Genomic DNA, 14392 nt, shown 5'->3' on the forward strand with positions numbered 1-14392 from the left:
ACAGCGGGGGCGCCCATGGCCGACCACGACATACCCGACCATTACCTGGACGGGTACGCCGCCCTGCTCGCCGCCGCCGCCGCCACCGGCCGCCGCCTCACCCGCGCCGAACTCGACGGCCGCCGCGCGCTCGGCGAACGCGCCGCCGACGCCGGGTTCGGGCTGCGCGCCCTGGTCGCCGCGCACCTCGCGCGCGCCCGCGCCGACTGGCCGGCCGGCGCCCTCGCCCCCGACCGCGTGATGGCCGCCGTCGAGCAGGCCGTCGACGCCTTCGCGGAGGGCTACGAACGCGCCCAGCGCCAGGCCGTGCGCCAGGAGGAGGCCGCCCGCCGCGAGTTCATCGACGACCTCCTCCACGGCCGCAGCGACATGGGCCAACTCGCGCAGCGCGCCGAGCGGTTCGGCCTCCGGCTCGCCCATGAGCACGCGGTCGCCGTCGCCGAGGGCGAGGCCGCCTACGACGAGGGCGACCCCGTCGCGCGCGGCGTGGAACAGGCGATGCTCGGCCGGTTCGGCCACCGCGACATCCTCCTCACCACCAAGGACGGCCGTCTCGTCTGCGTCGCGCCCGGCGACCAGGAGGAGATCCTGAGCTTCTTCGCCAAGCAGGCCTACGCCGCCACCGACGGCGGCCACGTCGCGATCGGCCGCCCCCAGCCGGGGCCCGGCGGCGTCGTCCAGTCCTATGAGGAAGCCCTCTTCACCCTCGAACTCGCCCAGCGCCTGGAGTTCGACGAGCCGGTGCTGCGCTCCGCCGACCTGCTCGTCTACCCGGTGCTCACCCGGGACCGACAGGCGATGGCGGACCTCGTACGGACCACGCTCGGGCCGCTGCAACGCGCCCGCGGCGGAGCCCAGCCGCTCATCGACACCCTCACCGCCTACTTCGACTGCGGGTGCGTCGCCGCCGAGGCCGCCCGCCGCCTGCGCCTGAGCGTGCGCGCGCTCACCTACCGGCTGGCCCGCATCCACACCCTGACCGGCGCCGACGCCACCGACCCGGTCTCGCGCTACACGCTCCAGACCGCGGTGATCGGCGCCCGGCTCCTCGACTGGCCGAACCGGCCGCTGTGAACCGCGCCGCCCGCCCGCGCCCGCGACAAGATCCGCCCGACAGGCCCTAGACCGGCAGCAGCCGGCCCACCAGGGCGCTCAACTGCCGTGCGTTGCGGCACTCGTACATCTCCACCACCTCGCCGTACACACCGGCCGCCGAGTCCCCGGTGTCCCACTGGGCGCGCGACTCCGGGTTCAGCCAGTAGGTGCGGCGGGCGGCGCGGGCGATGCGGCGCAGCGCCGGCAGGTTCGGGTCCTGCTGGTTGTTGCGGGCGTCGCCGAGGACGAACACGGAGGTGCGCGGGCCGACCGAGGCGCCGTAGCGCTCCACGAACTCGCCCAGCGCCGTGCCGTAGTCGCTGCTGCCGTGCCAGCCGGTCAGCGTCGCCTCCGCCGTGATCCGCCCGCTCAGCCCCTCCGGGTCGGCGGCGCCGTCCGCGATGAGTGCGGTGACCTCGTCCATGCGGTTGACGAACGCGAACACCCGGACCTTGCTGAACTGGTCGTGCAGCGCCTGCACCAGCAGCATCGTGAAGTTCGCGAAGCCCGCCACCGAGCCGGACACGTCACAGAGCAGGACCAGTTCGGGACGCGCCGGGCGCCGCCTGCGCAGCACCGGGTCCATGGGCACCCCGCCGGTCGACAGCGAGCCGCGCAGCGTGCGGCGCAGGTCGATGCGGCCGCGCGCCGCGCGCCGCCTGCGGGCCGCGAGACGGGTGGCGAGTTTGCGGGCCAGCGGGTGCACGGTCCGGCGCAGTTCGGCGAGCTGGTCCCTGCCCGCGTACAGGAACAGGGTGCGGTCCGGGGTCTGCACGGGCATCCGCCGGGCCACCTCGTCGCGGTCGCGGGCCTCGGCGACCCGGCGCCGCGCCTCGTCGCGCACCCGGGTGCGGAACTCCTCGATGCGGCGCCGGATCTCGTCGGCCTCGATGCGGTCGGTGAACGCCCCCGGCGCACCGCCGCCCGTCCGGATGCCCGCCATGATCTGCGCGAGCAGCGTCTGCGGGCGCAGCCGGTCCAGGGTCTGCTGCGAGGAGAAGCCCGAGCCGCCGTCGTAGCCGCCGAAGCCGTCCACCGCCTCCGCGGCGAGCGCTGCCAGCGCCGTCCGGTCGTTCGCGGCCAGCGCCTCGGCGAGCCGGGCGCGCAACTCGTCGCGGTCGGCCGGACCGGACGGCCGCTGCGGCGCCCCGACGGTGCGCGGGAAGTACAGGTCGAAGACCGGGTCGAAGACGGCGCGCTGCCCCTGGTCGTGCAGCAGCGCGGCGGCCAGCCCCTCGCGGACGTGCTCGCGGTCGTCCAGGCCGAGCGCGGCCACGGCGCGGGCGGCGTCCACGCTCTCGCCGGTGCCGATCCGCACCCCGTGCGCGCGCAGCGCCCGGACCAGCGAGGTGATGCGGTCAGCGGTGCTCACACCGCGTCCAGGTCCAGCTTGGCCGCGGCCGTCCGCACGTCCTCCTGGTGCTTGAGGACGACGCCGAGCGACGCCCGTACGACCTCCTCGTCGAGCCGGTCCGCGCCGAGCGCGAGCAGGGTGCGCGCCCAGTCCACCGTCTCCGCCACCGAGGGCACCTTGCGCAGGTCCAGTGCGCGCAGCGCCCCCACGACCCGCACGAGCGACGCGGCGAGCACCGCGTCGAGTTCGGGCACCTTCAGGGCGACGATCCGCCGTTCGAGCTCCTCCTCGGGGAACCCGATGTGCAGGAACAGACACCGGCGGCGCAGCGCCTCGGACAGCTCGCGCGAGGCGTTGGAGGTGAGGACGACGAAGGGGCGGCGGGTCGCCTCGATCGTGCCCAGCTCCGGCACGGTCACCTGGAAGTCGGAGAGCACTTCGAGGAGCAGCCCCTCGACCTCCACGTCCGCCTTGTCCATCTCGTCGATGAGGAGGACCTTCGCGTCGTCGCCGCGGATCGCCGTCAGCAGCGGGCGCGCCAGCAGGAACTCCTCGCTGAAGATGTCCGTGCGCGTCGCGTCCCAGCTCTCGTCGCGGCCGGCGGTGATCCGCAGCAGCTGCTTGGCGTGGTTCCACTCGTACAGGGCGCGGGACTCGTCGACGCCCTCGTAGCACTGGAGGCGGATCAGCCGGGCGTCGCTGATCGCCGCGACGGCCTTCGCCAGCTCCGTCTTGCCGACGCCGGCCGGGCCCTCCACGAGCAGCGGCTTGCCGAGCCGCGCGGCGAGGAAGACGGTGGTCGCCACCGCGGGGGAGGCCAGATAGCCGGTCTCGGCCAGACGAGCGGTGACATCGTCCACGGACGTGAACAACAGGGCCTCCAGAACGGGTGCGTCGCGGACCGCCAGCTGATCAGTTCACCCGGCGCTCCACAATGACCCGACCCGCTAAATGGCGAACGTCACTCCGCGGCCGCCTCCTGAGTCTTGTACCGGGACCGACTCGGCGGCCCCTCCGTATCCTGACCCCATGAGGCGCACTTCCTTTGCCGACTGGCCCTGCTCCATCGCCCGCACCATGGACCTCCTGGGCGACTGGTGGACGCCGCTCGTGCTGCGCGAGGCGTTCTACGGGATCACCCGGTTCGACGTCTTCCAGCAGGAACTCGGCATCGCCCGCACCACGCTCGCCGAGCGGCTGCGCCGCCTGGTCGACGCGGGGCTGATGGAGAAGCGCGTCTACGAGAGCGCGCCGGTCCGCCATGACTACGTCCTCACGGAGAAGGGCCGCGACTTCTTCGGCGTGCTCGCCGCCATGAACGCCTGGGGCAACCGCTGGCTGTCCGGCGAAGAGGGCGCGCCCGTCGTCTTCGAGCACGACCGGTGCGGGGAGATCGCCGAGGCGGCGGTGGTGTGCGGCGGGTGCGGCGAGCCGATGACGGCGGCCGACACCCGCCCGCGGCTGGGCCCCGGCTACCCCGAGCGCCTGGCCGCGCGCCCCGACGTCGCGGCCCGCTTCACCCGCTGACCACCCGCCGCCCGGACGGCCCGCCCCTCTTGACGCGGTGAGTCCATCTACGAAACTCTCAAGGTCAGGGCCTACTGCTGGGTACACGGAGAGGTGAACACCATGGAGTGGACGGGTGCGCGCTACGCGGACACCCCGACCGTCGAGGTGCGGCGCGGGATCGCGGCGCCGCCGCAGCGGGTGTGGGAGCTGGTCACGGACATCGGCCTGATGCCGGAGCTGAGTGACGAGTTGCAGTCCGTCGCATGGGTGGGGGAGCCGGGCGGGCCCGAGGTCGGCGCCCGCTTCGTCGGCCGCAGCCGGCACCCGTCGTTCGGGGAGTGGGAGACCACGTCGTACGTCGTCGAGTGCGCCCCCTGCCAGGTGTTCGCCTGGGCGGTCTCCGACCCCGAGCACCCCAGCGCGCTCTGGCGGTTCACGCTCGACACGGCGGACGACGGGTCCACGGCCCTGACCCAGTGGGTCCGCCTCGGCCCCGGGCGGTCCGGGCTCTCGTACGCCATCGACCGGATGCCCGACAAGGAACAGAAGATCGTTTATGTCCGGCTCAAGGAATTCGAGCGCAACATGGGCGTCACGCTCGACGCGCTGAAGTCCCTCGCCGAGACGGGCGGGAACCGGTGATGCGCACCTCCACGACGATCGAGGCGTCCGGCGGGAACTGGCGCGAGACCGTCGACTTCGTGACCGAGGCCGAGCGGCTCGGCCTGGACATCTGCTGGGTCGCCGAGGCGTGGGGCTCCGAAGCGCCGTCGCCGCTGGGCTATCTGGCCGCCCGCACCGAACGGATGCTCCTCGGCTCCGGCATCATCCAGCTCGCCACCCGGACCCCGGCCGCCATCGCGCGGGCGGCGATCACGCTGTCGAACATCTCGGAGGGCCGCTTCCTCCTCGGTCTCGGGCCGTCCGGGCCGCAGGTCGTCGAGGGGCTGCACGGCGTGCCGTTCGCCCGGCCGCTGGCCCGGATGCGGGAGACCGTCGAGATCGTGCGGCTGGCGGTCAGCGGCGAGAAGATCGCCTACGAGGGGCGGGAGTTCACCCTTCCGCTGCCCGGGGGCGACGCCCGCCCGATGCGGCTGTCGATGCGCGCCGAGCACGAACTCCCCATCTACCTGGCCACCCTGTCGCCGAAGATGCTCCGGCTCACCGGGGAGGTGGCGGACGGCTGGCTCGGCACGAGCTTCGTCCCCGAGGGCGCCAAGGAAGCCTATTTCGACCATCTCGACGCCGGGCTCGCCGCCGCCGGGCGGACCCGGGCCGACCTCGACATCTGCCAGGGGGCCGAGGTCCATTTCGCCGAGGACGAGGAGTCCCTGCGGGGCATCGTCGCGAGCCGCAAGAAGGAACTCGCCTTCAGCCTCGGCGGCATGGGCTCCGCCTCCACCAACTTCTACAACCAGGCCTACAGCAGGCAGGGCTGGGCCGAGGTCGCGGCGGCCGTGCGGGAGCGGTGGCAGGGCGGGGACCGGGACGGGGCCGCCGCGCTCGTCACCGACGAGATGGTGCTGGCCACGACGCTGATCGGGACCGAGGAGATGGTGCGGGCCCGGCTGGAGGTGTGGCGGGACGCCGGGGTGAACACGGTCCGCCTCTACCCGGCGGGCACCACCCTGTCGGCCCGCCTGTCGACCCTGGGCCGGGCCATAGCCCTGGTACACGCCCTGAACTGACCTCGAGCCCCTGGGTCGTTCGTCGAGCGCGGGCCGGTGGCCGCTTCTCGCGCAGTTCCCCGCGCCCCTGAGGCATGCGCTGCGCGCAGCCTCCCCTTGAGGCAGCGCTTCGCGCGCCTCTCCTGGGAGGCGGGCTGATGAGATGCCGCACGCAGTGCGCATCTCAGGGGCGCGGGGAACTGCGCGAGAAGCGGCGACTGGGCGGTGGACGAAGAACTGCCCAGGGGCGCGGGGAACTGCGCGAGAAGAGGCCACGGGGCGGTGGACGAAGAACTGCCCAGGGGCGCGGGGAACTGCGCGAGAAGCGGCCACCGGGCCGCAGGCGAAGAACCCCGCAGGGGCGCGGCCGGCTCGACGTCCCGGTGGGGAAGTCAGTGGTGGGACGCGATGCGTAGGGGCTGCGGGGCGTGGGACGTGCCCGGGTCGGACCACCAGGCGCTGTCCCCCTCGATCCGCCGCAACAGGATCCCCTCCCGAATCGCCCACGGACAGATCGTCAGCCGCTCCATCCCCATCAACTTCATCGCGGTGTGCCCCACCAGCGCCCCGGCCAGCGACTGAGCGGCCCGAGGCGCCGAGATCCCGGTCAGCTCGGCCCGCCGCGCCACCGGCAACCCACTCAGCCGCGTCACCGCACACCGCAGATCGTCCCGGTACAACTCCCGCCGCACGAAGGGCCCGTGCCGCCCCGGAGGGGCCCCGCACAGCCGGGCCAGCTGAGTGAACGTCCGCGACGTGGCGGCGGCCGTGATGGGCCCCTCCCAGCGGATCCGCGCCGCGACGTCCCGGAGCTGGTGCCGGACATGGCGGCGCAGCGCCCGCAGCTCCTCCTCGCCGGGCAGCTCGGCGTCGTGCAGATGCTCACGGGTCAGCCGCCGCGCCCCGAGCGGCAGCGACACCGCGAAGTCCGGCAACCGGCCCCGCCCGAAGGCGACCTCGAGCGAGCCGCCCCCGATGTCGAGCACCCCGAGCGGTCCGGCCCGCCACCCCATCCAGCGCCGCGCCGCGAGGAAGGTCAGCTCGGCCTCCACCTCGCCGGGCAGCACCCGCAGGGGCACCCCGGCGCCCTGCTCGACGGCCGCCAGCACCTCGTCCCGGTTGGGCGCGTCCCGCACGATGGCCGTGGCGAACGCGAACGGCGCGTCGCTGCCCCACCGTTCGGCCTCCGCGCAGGCCACCGCGACCGCGTCCACGATCCGCTCCACCGCCCGCGGCCCGAGCCGTCGGTCGCCGTCGACCTCCTCGGCCAGGCGCAGGCGCCACTTGGCCGTGTGCACCGGGAGGGGAGCCCCGTCGCGGGCGTCCGCGATCGCGAGCCGTACCGTGTTCGACCCGACATCCACCACACTGATTCGCATGATCGGCACAGCGCCCCTTTCGGGTCCGGATGAGAGCGGACCCGCTCAGATGTCGAGCGAGGAGAGTATCCAACTCCGTGACCGCTCGGGGTCGATGACCGCGTCGATCTCCAGCGCGGCGGCCGCGTTGACGGCCCTGCCGTGCTCGTACAGCTCGGCGACGCGCGCCTCGTAGGCCCGCTCCCGTTCGGCCGGGTCGGCGATGGCGGCCAGCTCACGCCGGTAGCCGAGCCGCACCGCCCCCTCCAGCCCCATCCCGCCGAACTCCCCGCTCGGCCAGGCCGCCGTCGCGAGCGGCGCCTGCGTCGAACCGCCCATCATGGCCATCGCGCCGAGCCCGTACGCCTTGCGCAGCACCAGGCAGACCAGGGGCACCGTCAGCCGCGCGCCCGCGATGAACAGGTCCGCGAACTGCCTTACCGTCGCCGTGCGTTCGGCGTCCGGGCCGACCATGAACCCGGGGGTGTCGCAGAGCGAGACCACCGGCAGCCCGGACGCCTCGCACCGCCGCAGGAACCGGGCGGCCTTGTCGGCGGCGTCCCGGTCGATCGCCCCGCCCAGGTGGGACGGGTTGTTGGCGACGAGGCCGAGCGGCCGGCCCTCGATCCGCACCAGCGCCGTGATGATCCCGGCGCCGAAGCCGCGCCGCAGCTCCATGACCGATCCGGTGTCGGCGAGCCCGTCGATCGCGGCCCGCACGTCGTAGGCCCGCCGCCGGTTCTCGGGCACCGCGTGCCGCAGCATCCGCTGGTCCGGCGCCTCCCAACTCCCGCTCCCGCCCTGGAAGTACGCGAGATAGGCGCGGGCCGCGCGGACGGCCTCCGCCTCGTCGGCGACCGGCAGGTCCACCACGCCGTTGGGCACCTGCACCGACAGCGGCCCGATCTCCTCCGGCCGGTACACGCCCAGCCCGCCGCCCTCGATCATCGCGGGGCCGCCCATGCCGATGTTCGCCTCCGGCGTCGCGATCACCACGTCGCAGCAGCCGAGCAGTGCCGCGTTCCCCGCGAAGCAGCGGCCCGAGGCGATGCCGACGAGCGGCACCCGCCCGCTGAGCCGTGCCATCCGCTGGAACGTCGGCACGTTCAGACCGGCGACGACCGTGGTGTCGGTGTCGCCGGGCCGGCCGCCGCCGCCCTCAGCGAACAGCACGACGGGCAGCCCGCGCTCCTCGGCGAGCTGGAGCATCCGGTCGGTCTTGCGGTGGTTGTTGTGGCCCTGCGTCCCGGCGAGCACCGTGTAGTCGTACGACATCACGACGGCGGCCCCGCCGCCGATCCGGCCGGTGCCGGTGACCATGCCGTCGGCGGGGGTGGCCCGGATCAGCTCCTCCAGCGGACGGCGCTGCCGCTGCGCCGCCACGGCCAGCGCCCCGAACTCGGTGAACGAGCCGGGGTCGCACAGCGCCCCGATGTTCTCCCGGGCGGTGCGCCGCCCCGCCGCGTGCCGTTTCGCGACCGCCTCGGGCCGGTTCTCGTCGAGGCCGAACGCGTGCCGGGCCCGGGCCTGCGCCAGGTCGGTCCTCACCGCGTCCGGGTCCGGGACGGCGGCGGCCTCCCGCTGCCCGGGACCGTCCCCGGTGAGGTCCAGGACCACCAGCTCGGCACCCTCCGCGACGGTGTCCCCGACGCCGGCCCGCACGGCCCGGACGACCCCGGACCGGTCGGCGCGCACGACGTGCTCCATCTTCATCGCCTCCAGCACCAGCAGCACCGCGCCGGAGGCGATGCGTTGGCCAGGTGCCACGTCGACGGACGTCACCGTGCCGCTCATCGGCGCCGTGGTCGTGCCCGGTTCCGTGTTCGCCGTGTTCGCCGTGTCCGCCGTGTCCCGGGCGGGGGAGGCGGGCACCAGCTCGGGCAGGTGGCGGTGGACGAAACCGGTGTCGATCCCGCCCGCGGTGAACCCGGGGTGTGCCAGGAGGGCGGCCAGGACGGGGACCGAGGTCCGCACCCCGTCGACCGTGAACTCGTCGAGCGCCCGCGCCGCCCGCGCGCACGCCGCCGGGAAGCCGCCCCGCGGCGCGTGCGCGACGACCTTCGCGAGCAGCGAGTCGTAGCGCACCCCGACCGGGGTGCCGGTGCGCGCGGCCGTGTCGACCCGGATCCCCGGACCCGTCGGCACGTCGAAGCGGGTGATCCGGCCCGACGACGCGCGCACCGACCCGTCCGCGTCCGCCACCTCCGCGTTCACCCGCACCTGCACCGCGAAGCCGCGCACCGGTGGCGGCGTGCCGAGCCCGAGCGCGGCCAGGCTGTCGCCCGCGGCGAGGCGGAACTGCGCGGCGACCAGGTCGACGCCCGTCACCTCCTCCGTCACCGTGTGCTCCACCTGGAGCCGCGGATTGGCCTCCATGAACACGAACTCCCCGCCGGACACCAGGAACTCGACGGTTCCGACGCCCTGGTAGCGGGCCGCCCGGGTCAGGGCGAGCGCGGCGTCCACGAGCCGGTCCCGCAGCGCCGGATCGAGCGCGGGGGCCGGGGCGATCTCGATCAGCTTCTGGTGGCGGCGCTGCGCGCTGCAGTCCCGCTCCCACAGGTGCCCCACCGTGCCCGCGGCGTCCGCCACGATCTGCACCTCGATGTGCCGGGCCCCCTCCCACAGCCGCTCGACGTACAGCGCGTCGCCCCCGAAGCCCTGCCGGGCCTCCGCGCGGCAGCGTTCCCACGCGTCCCGGAGCTCGTCCGGCGTCCGCACCGCCCGCATCCCGCGACCGCCGCCCCCGCCCACGGCCTTGACCATCACCGGCCCGTCCGCGAGGAACGCCCGCGCCTGCTCCAGGGTCGTCGCCCCGTCCGTGCCCGGCAGCACCGGCACCCCGGCCGCGACGGCGAGCGCCCGGGCCCGCGCCTTGTCCCCGAACAGCTCCAGCGTCCGCGGCGACGGGCCGACGAACACGACGCCCTCGTCGGCGCACCGCCGGGCGAGGTCCGCCGACTCGCTCAGGAACCCGTACCCCGGGTGCAGATACCCGCAGCCCGACCGGCGGGCCGCCGCCACCAGCTCCGCCGCGTCGAGATAGCCGCCCGGCGGCAGCGGCACCACCTCGTCGGCCCGGCGCACGTGCGCGTCGTCCCCCGGCTCGTGCACGGCGACCGCGCGCAGCCCGAGATCGGCGGCGGCGCGCAGCACGCGGACGGCGATCTCGCCCCGGTTGGCGACGAGTACGGCGGCAGACCCCATGGGACCCTCCGGGAGAAGCGGCGTGGACGGGTTCCGTCATGCTCATTGACACTGACGTCAACGTCAATACTCTGGCGCTGTGGCAGCACACAGACGTCAGCCGAACCGGGAATGGGCGACCCGCACCGCCCGCGACCGCACGGACGCACCGGCCCGCGGCCGGCTCCTCGACGCGGCCGAGGCGGTGTTCGGACGGCTCGGGTACGGGCCCGCGACCATCGCCGACATCACCACGGAGGCGGAGGTGTCACGGGCCGGCTTCTACGTGTACTTCGCGTCGAAGGACGAGGTGTTCCGGGTGCTCGCGCGGCGGGTGCGGGACGCGTTCCTCGCCGCGCAGGACGTGCCGGGCGTGGACACCGACGACGTGGCGGCGGTCGCCGAGGCGTCGACGGCCGCGTTCATCGCCGCCTACGCCCGCCACCTGCCGCTCCTGGCCCTCCTGGAGCAGCAGGCCCGCACCGACGACGAGGTGCGCGCGCTGTGGGAGGAGATCCGGGAGCGCCCGGTGCGGCGCGCCGCCCGCTACGTGCGCCGGGTCGCGGCCGAGGGGCGGGCCCGCCCGGTCGTCGACCCGCTCACCCTCTCCCGTGCCGTCGGCGGCATGAGCGTGGAGTTCGCCCGCGCGGTGGCGGCGCACCCGGCCTCGTACGACAGCGCGGTGCGCGACGTCACCACCATGTACCGGCACCTTCTCGGTCTCGGAGTCCTCGCCCAGTAGCGCACGACAGCAGGGAGCCGCACCTTGTCCACCGGCATACCGACCGACGCCTACCTCGACGACCTCAGGGCCCGCCAGGCGGCGGCCCGCCGGGGCCGCCAGCCGTCCGCCACCGCCCACCGGGCGGGGGAGCTGACCCTGCCCGCGCACGTGGCGCGCTGGGCCGCGCTCCGGCCGGGCCGGCCCGCGCTCGTCACCGCCGACGAGACCCTCTCCTACCGCGAACTCGACGACCGTGCCGCCCGGTTGGCGGGGTGGCTGGCCGCGCGCGGGGTCCGCCCGGGCGACCGGGTCGGCGTCTTCCTGCCCAACGGCGCCCGGTTCGTCGTCGCCCTCCTCGCCGCGCTGCGGCTCGGCGCCGTCCACGTCCCGGTGAACCCGATGTTCCGCGCGGCCGAGCTGCGCCACGAACTCGCCGACGCGGGGCCCGCGGTGGTCGTCACCCAGGACGCGCTGCTGCCCGTCCTCGACGAGGTGCGGCACGACACGCCCGTACGGACCGTGCTCGCCGACGCGGACTGGCCGGCCGCCCTCGACCACCCTCGGCACGAGCCGATCGCCGACGACCTCGACGCGCTCGCCGCCCTGAACTACACCGGCGGCACCACCGGGCTGCCCAAGGGCTGCGAGCACACGCAACGGCACATGGTCTACACGGCCACCGCCATCGACGAGGGCCGCATGCCCGACGCCGCCGCACGCGACCGCGGCATCGTCTCCGTCTGCTACCTGCCGGTGTTCTGGATCGCCGGCGAGAACCTCGGCATCCTCGCCCCGCTCGTCTCCGGCGGCACCAGCGTGCTGCTCACCCGCTGGGACGCCGCCGAGGTGCTGCGGGTCATCGGGGCGCACGGCGCGAGCACCATGGCCGGCACCGTCGAGAACTACCTCGAACTCCTGGACCACCCCGACCTCGCCCACCGCGACCTGAGCACCCTCACCGCCCCGCTCACCGTCTCCTTCGTCCGCCCCCTCACCCCGGCGCTGCGCGCCCGCTGGACGGCGGCCGTCGGCCCGCACAGCGTCCTGCGCGAGGCCTCGTACGGCATGACGGAGACCCACACCAGCGACACCAACACCCTCGGCTTCCAGGACGGCGACCACGATCTCCTGAGCGGTCCCGTCTTCTGCGGACTGCCCGTCCCCGGCACCGACTTCATGGTCGTCGACTTCGCCACCGGCACCCCGCTGCCGCTCGGTGAGCGCGGCGAGATCGTCGTACGCGGCCCGTCCGTGCTCACCCGCTACTGGAACGCGCCCGAGGCCACCGCCGGCGCGCTGCGCGACGGCTGGCTGCACACCGGCGACATCGGTGTCCTCGACGAGGAGGGCGCCCTGCACTACCTCGGCCGCGACAAGGACATGATCAAGGTGAAGGGGATGAGCGTCTTCCCCGCCGAGGTCGAGACGCTGCTCGCGCACCACCCGGACGTGGTGGCCGCCGCCGTCGTGGCCGTCCCCGACCGCACGAGCGGGCAGCGCCCCCACGCCTTCGTGCGCACCGCCCCCGGCTCCCCGCTGACCGGCGACGGGCTGCGTGCGTGGGCGGCCGCGGCCATGGCCACGTACAAGGTCCCGGCCGTCGTCGAGATCGTCGCCGAGCTGCCCCTCACCCCCACCGGCAAGATCAGGAAGACGGAGCTGACCGCGCGAGCCAGTCGTACGCGGCCCGCGCCGTGAACTCCTCCTGACCGCCCTTGAACAGCAGGTCCGCCGCGGTGAACGCCGGATCGCCGGCCTGCGCCGCCACGTACGGCAGCGCGATGCAGCGCATGCCCGCCGCGTGCGCGGCGCGGGCGCCCGGCGCCGCGTCCTCCAGGACCACGCACCGCGCGGGCGGCACGCCGAGGCGGCGGGCCGCCTCCAGGAAGACGTCGGGCGCCGGTTTGCCGTGCGCGACCTCGTCCGCCGAGACGTAGCGCGGCAGCTGGGCGTCGAGACCGGTCCCGGTGAGGACCGCCTCGATGGCCTGCGGCGAGGAACCCGACGCCACGATCATCGGCACCCCGGCCGCGTGCAGCCGCTCCACGAAGAGCCGCATCTGCGGGAAGACGTGGGTGTCGGTGCGGGCGAGGCCGAGGTAGCGGGCGTTCAGGTCGTCGAGCAGGTCGGCCGCGGGCGCCGTGATGCCGTACCGCTGCCGCCACAGGCCGATCGTCTCCAGGGTGGAGACACCCACGTACGCCTCGTTGTCCGCCCAGGTGTAGTCGGTGACGCCGTGGCGGGCCAGCGTGCCGAGGGCCGCCCTGTAGTAGGTGGGTTCGCTGTCGACGAGTGTGCCGTCGAGGTCGAGGACGACGGCGGTGCCACCGAGGGGCCGGGTCAGGTCGTTCATGCCTCCCAGCATGCGGGACAACGGCCCCGGATGATCACTTGCGGTCCGCCGCCGCCCTGCCGACCGCCTCGACCAGCGGCAGCAGCCGGTGCGGGACCCGCTCGCGCAGCGCCACCTCGGTGCGGGTGCGGACCACGCCGGGCAGCCGGTTGAGCTGCTGCACGACGTCCTCCAGATGCGCGGCGTCCCGGGCCGCGACCCGGGCCAGCAGGTCGCCGCCGCCGGTGATCGAGTGCGCCTCGATGATCTCGGGGACCCCCGCCAGGCCGTCGGCGACATCGGCCAGATGGCCCTGTGTCACCTCGATGTGCACGAAGGCGAGCACAGGATGCCCGAGCGCGGCGGGGGAGAGCGCGGGTGCGGCACCGGTGATCACCCCGTCCCGCTCCAGCCGGTCGAGCCGGGCCTGGAGGGTGCCGCGGGCCACCCCGAGGATCCGGGCATACTCGCGGACGCTGGTGCGCGGCTGCTCCAGGAGGAGCCGCAGGATGCGGGTGTCGAGCTGGTCCACGGCCATCGGCGGAGCGCTCCTTCGGATGAGCCGGACGATCTTCGCCGACTGTACCAATGGTTCAGCCGGCCGCCCTGTTCGCGGCCGTCACCCGGCAGGGGACGCGCCGCACCGGCCGGACGGCCGGGTCTCGTCGGCGGCTCAGGACCGCGCGCCGCGCGCGAGGACCGGGCGGCCCCGCGCGTGCAGCGCCTTTCGGCGACCGCCGTCTTCTACCTTGTCCGGATGAATCAGCACTCCCCGGACCAGTCCGCTGTGCCCACTTCGATCGCGACCCCGACCCGTGAGGCCGTCGACTGGTGGCGTGATGCGGTGATCTATCAGGTGTATCCGCGTAGTTTCGCCGACAGTGATGGTGATGGGACGGGTGATCTGGAGGGGGTGCGGCGGCGGTTGCCGTATCTGCGGGATCTGGGGGTGGATGCGGTGTGGTTGTCGCCGTTCTATGCGTCGCCGCAGGCGGACGGTGGGTATGACGTGGCGGATTATCGGGCGGTGGATCCGGTGTACGGGTCGTTGCTGGATGCTGATGCGGTGATCCGGGAGGCGCATGGTCTGGGGTTGCGGGTGATCGTGGATCTGGTGCCGAATCATTCGTCGGATCAGCATGAGTGGTTCAGGCGTGCGGTGGTCGA

Annotated in this window: 13 protein-coding genes; 7 read left to right on the top strand and 6 right to left on the bottom strand. The window is 74.3% G+C overall.

The genetic code is table 11. The features are described from left to right. The first annotated feature begins 15 nt into the window (after positions 1-15). Positions 16-1074, top strand: coding sequence for a PucR family transcriptional regulator (locus tag ACIP5K_RS24770; RefSeq protein ID WP_401412738.1), 1059 nt, complete (start codon positions 16-18; stop codon positions 1072-1074). Between the two features lie 46 nt (positions 1075-1120). Here the strand turns inward: ACIP5K_RS24770 and ACIP5K_RS24775 are convergent, their stop codons facing one another. Together ACIP5K_RS24775 and ACIP5K_RS24780 are read right to left on the bottom strand one after the other, a co-directional pair. Then, positions 1121-2467, bottom strand: coding sequence for a VWA domain-containing protein (locus tag ACIP5K_RS24775; RefSeq protein ID WP_401412739.1), 1347 nt, complete (start codon positions 2465-2467; stop codon positions 1121-1123). Continuing rightward, entirely contained in the window at positions 2464-3321 is an 858-nt protein-coding gene (locus ACIP5K_RS24780; protein WP_401412740.1) for an AAA family ATPase, read from the bottom strand. Before ACIP5K_RS24780 ends, ACIP5K_RS24775 begins: the two co-directional genes overlap by 4 nt. Positions 3322-3478: 157 nt before the next feature. Between ACIP5K_RS24780 and ACIP5K_RS24785 the strand changes: the two genes are divergently transcribed. The 3 genes from ACIP5K_RS24785 (at position 3479) to ACIP5K_RS24795 (ending at position 5646) form a co-directional block, all read left to right on the top strand. Continuing rightward, complete coding sequence (locus ACIP5K_RS24785) at positions 3479-3976, top strand: winged helix-turn-helix transcriptional regulator (RefSeq protein WP_401412742.1); 498 nt, start codon at positions 3479-3481, stop codon at positions 3974-3976. Positions 3977-4078: 102 nt separating this feature from the next. Further along, a complete protein-coding gene (locus tag ACIP5K_RS24790; RefSeq protein WP_401412744.1) occupies positions 4079-4600 on the top strand; it encodes an SRPBCC family protein in 522 nt (173 codons plus the stop codon). Then, a complete protein-coding gene (locus ACIP5K_RS24795) occupies positions 4600-5646 on the top strand; it encodes an LLM class flavin-dependent oxidoreductase (protein ID WP_401412745.1) in 1047 nt (348 codons plus the stop codon). Before ACIP5K_RS24790 ends, ACIP5K_RS24795 begins: the two co-directional genes overlap by 1 nt. Positions 5647-6017: 371 nt before the next feature. Here the strand turns inward: ACIP5K_RS24795 and ACIP5K_RS24800 are convergent, their stop codons facing one another. Together ACIP5K_RS24800 and ACIP5K_RS24805 are read right to left on the bottom strand one after the other, a co-directional pair. Next, positions 6018-7004 (bottom strand): Ppx/GppA family phosphatase, encoded by a 987-nt coding sequence (locus tag ACIP5K_RS24800; RefSeq protein ID WP_401412746.1) that lies wholly within the window; start codon positions 7002-7004, stop codon positions 6018-6020. A gap of 45 nt (positions 7005-7049) precedes the next feature. After that, the gene (locus ACIP5K_RS24805; protein ID WP_401412748.1) at positions 7050-10190 is read right to left on the bottom strand and encodes a carboxyl transferase domain-containing protein; all 3141 of its coding nucleotides are present in this window, start codon (positions 10188-10190) and stop codon (positions 7050-7052) included. A 79-nt stretch (positions 10191-10269) separates the two neighbouring features. On the opposite strand from ACIP5K_RS24805, the gene ACIP5K_RS24810 reads away from it, so the two are divergent. Next, entirely contained in the window at positions 10270-10911 is a 642-nt protein-coding gene (locus ACIP5K_RS24810) for a TetR/AcrR family transcriptional regulator (RefSeq protein ID WP_401412749.1), read from the top strand. Between the two features lie 24 nt (positions 10912-10935). Next, positions 10936-12591: an AMP-binding protein gene (locus ACIP5K_RS24815; protein WP_401412751.1), complete on the top strand. Its 1656-nt coding sequence runs from the start codon at positions 10936-10938 to the stop codon at positions 12589-12591. On the opposite strand, the gene ACIP5K_RS24820 is transcribed toward ACIP5K_RS24815, so the two are convergent. Next, complete coding sequence (locus tag ACIP5K_RS24820; protein WP_401412752.1) at positions 12539-13246, bottom strand: HAD family hydrolase; 708 nt, start codon at positions 13244-13246, stop codon at positions 12539-12541. The two genes, ACIP5K_RS24815 and ACIP5K_RS24820, sit on opposite strands and share 53 nt — an antisense overlap. Positions 13247-13280: 34 nt before the next feature. Then, positions 13281-13763, bottom strand: a complete 483-nt coding sequence (locus ACIP5K_RS24825; RefSeq protein WP_401412753.1) for an Lrp/AsnC family transcriptional regulator — start codon at positions 13761-13763, stop codon at positions 13281-13283. A 219-nt stretch (positions 13764-13982) separates the two neighbouring features. Between ACIP5K_RS24825 and ACIP5K_RS24830 the strand changes: the two genes are divergently transcribed. Beyond that, positions 13983-14392 (top strand): alpha-amylase family glycosyl hydrolase (locus ACIP5K_RS24830; protein WP_401412755.1); only part of this gene is annotated, 410 nt, incomplete at its 3' end.

It is taken from the genome of Streptomyces sp. NPDC088785 (assembly GCF_044750685.1).
Lineage (GTDB): Bacteria > Actinomycetota > Actinomycetes > Streptomycetales > Streptomycetaceae > Streptomyces.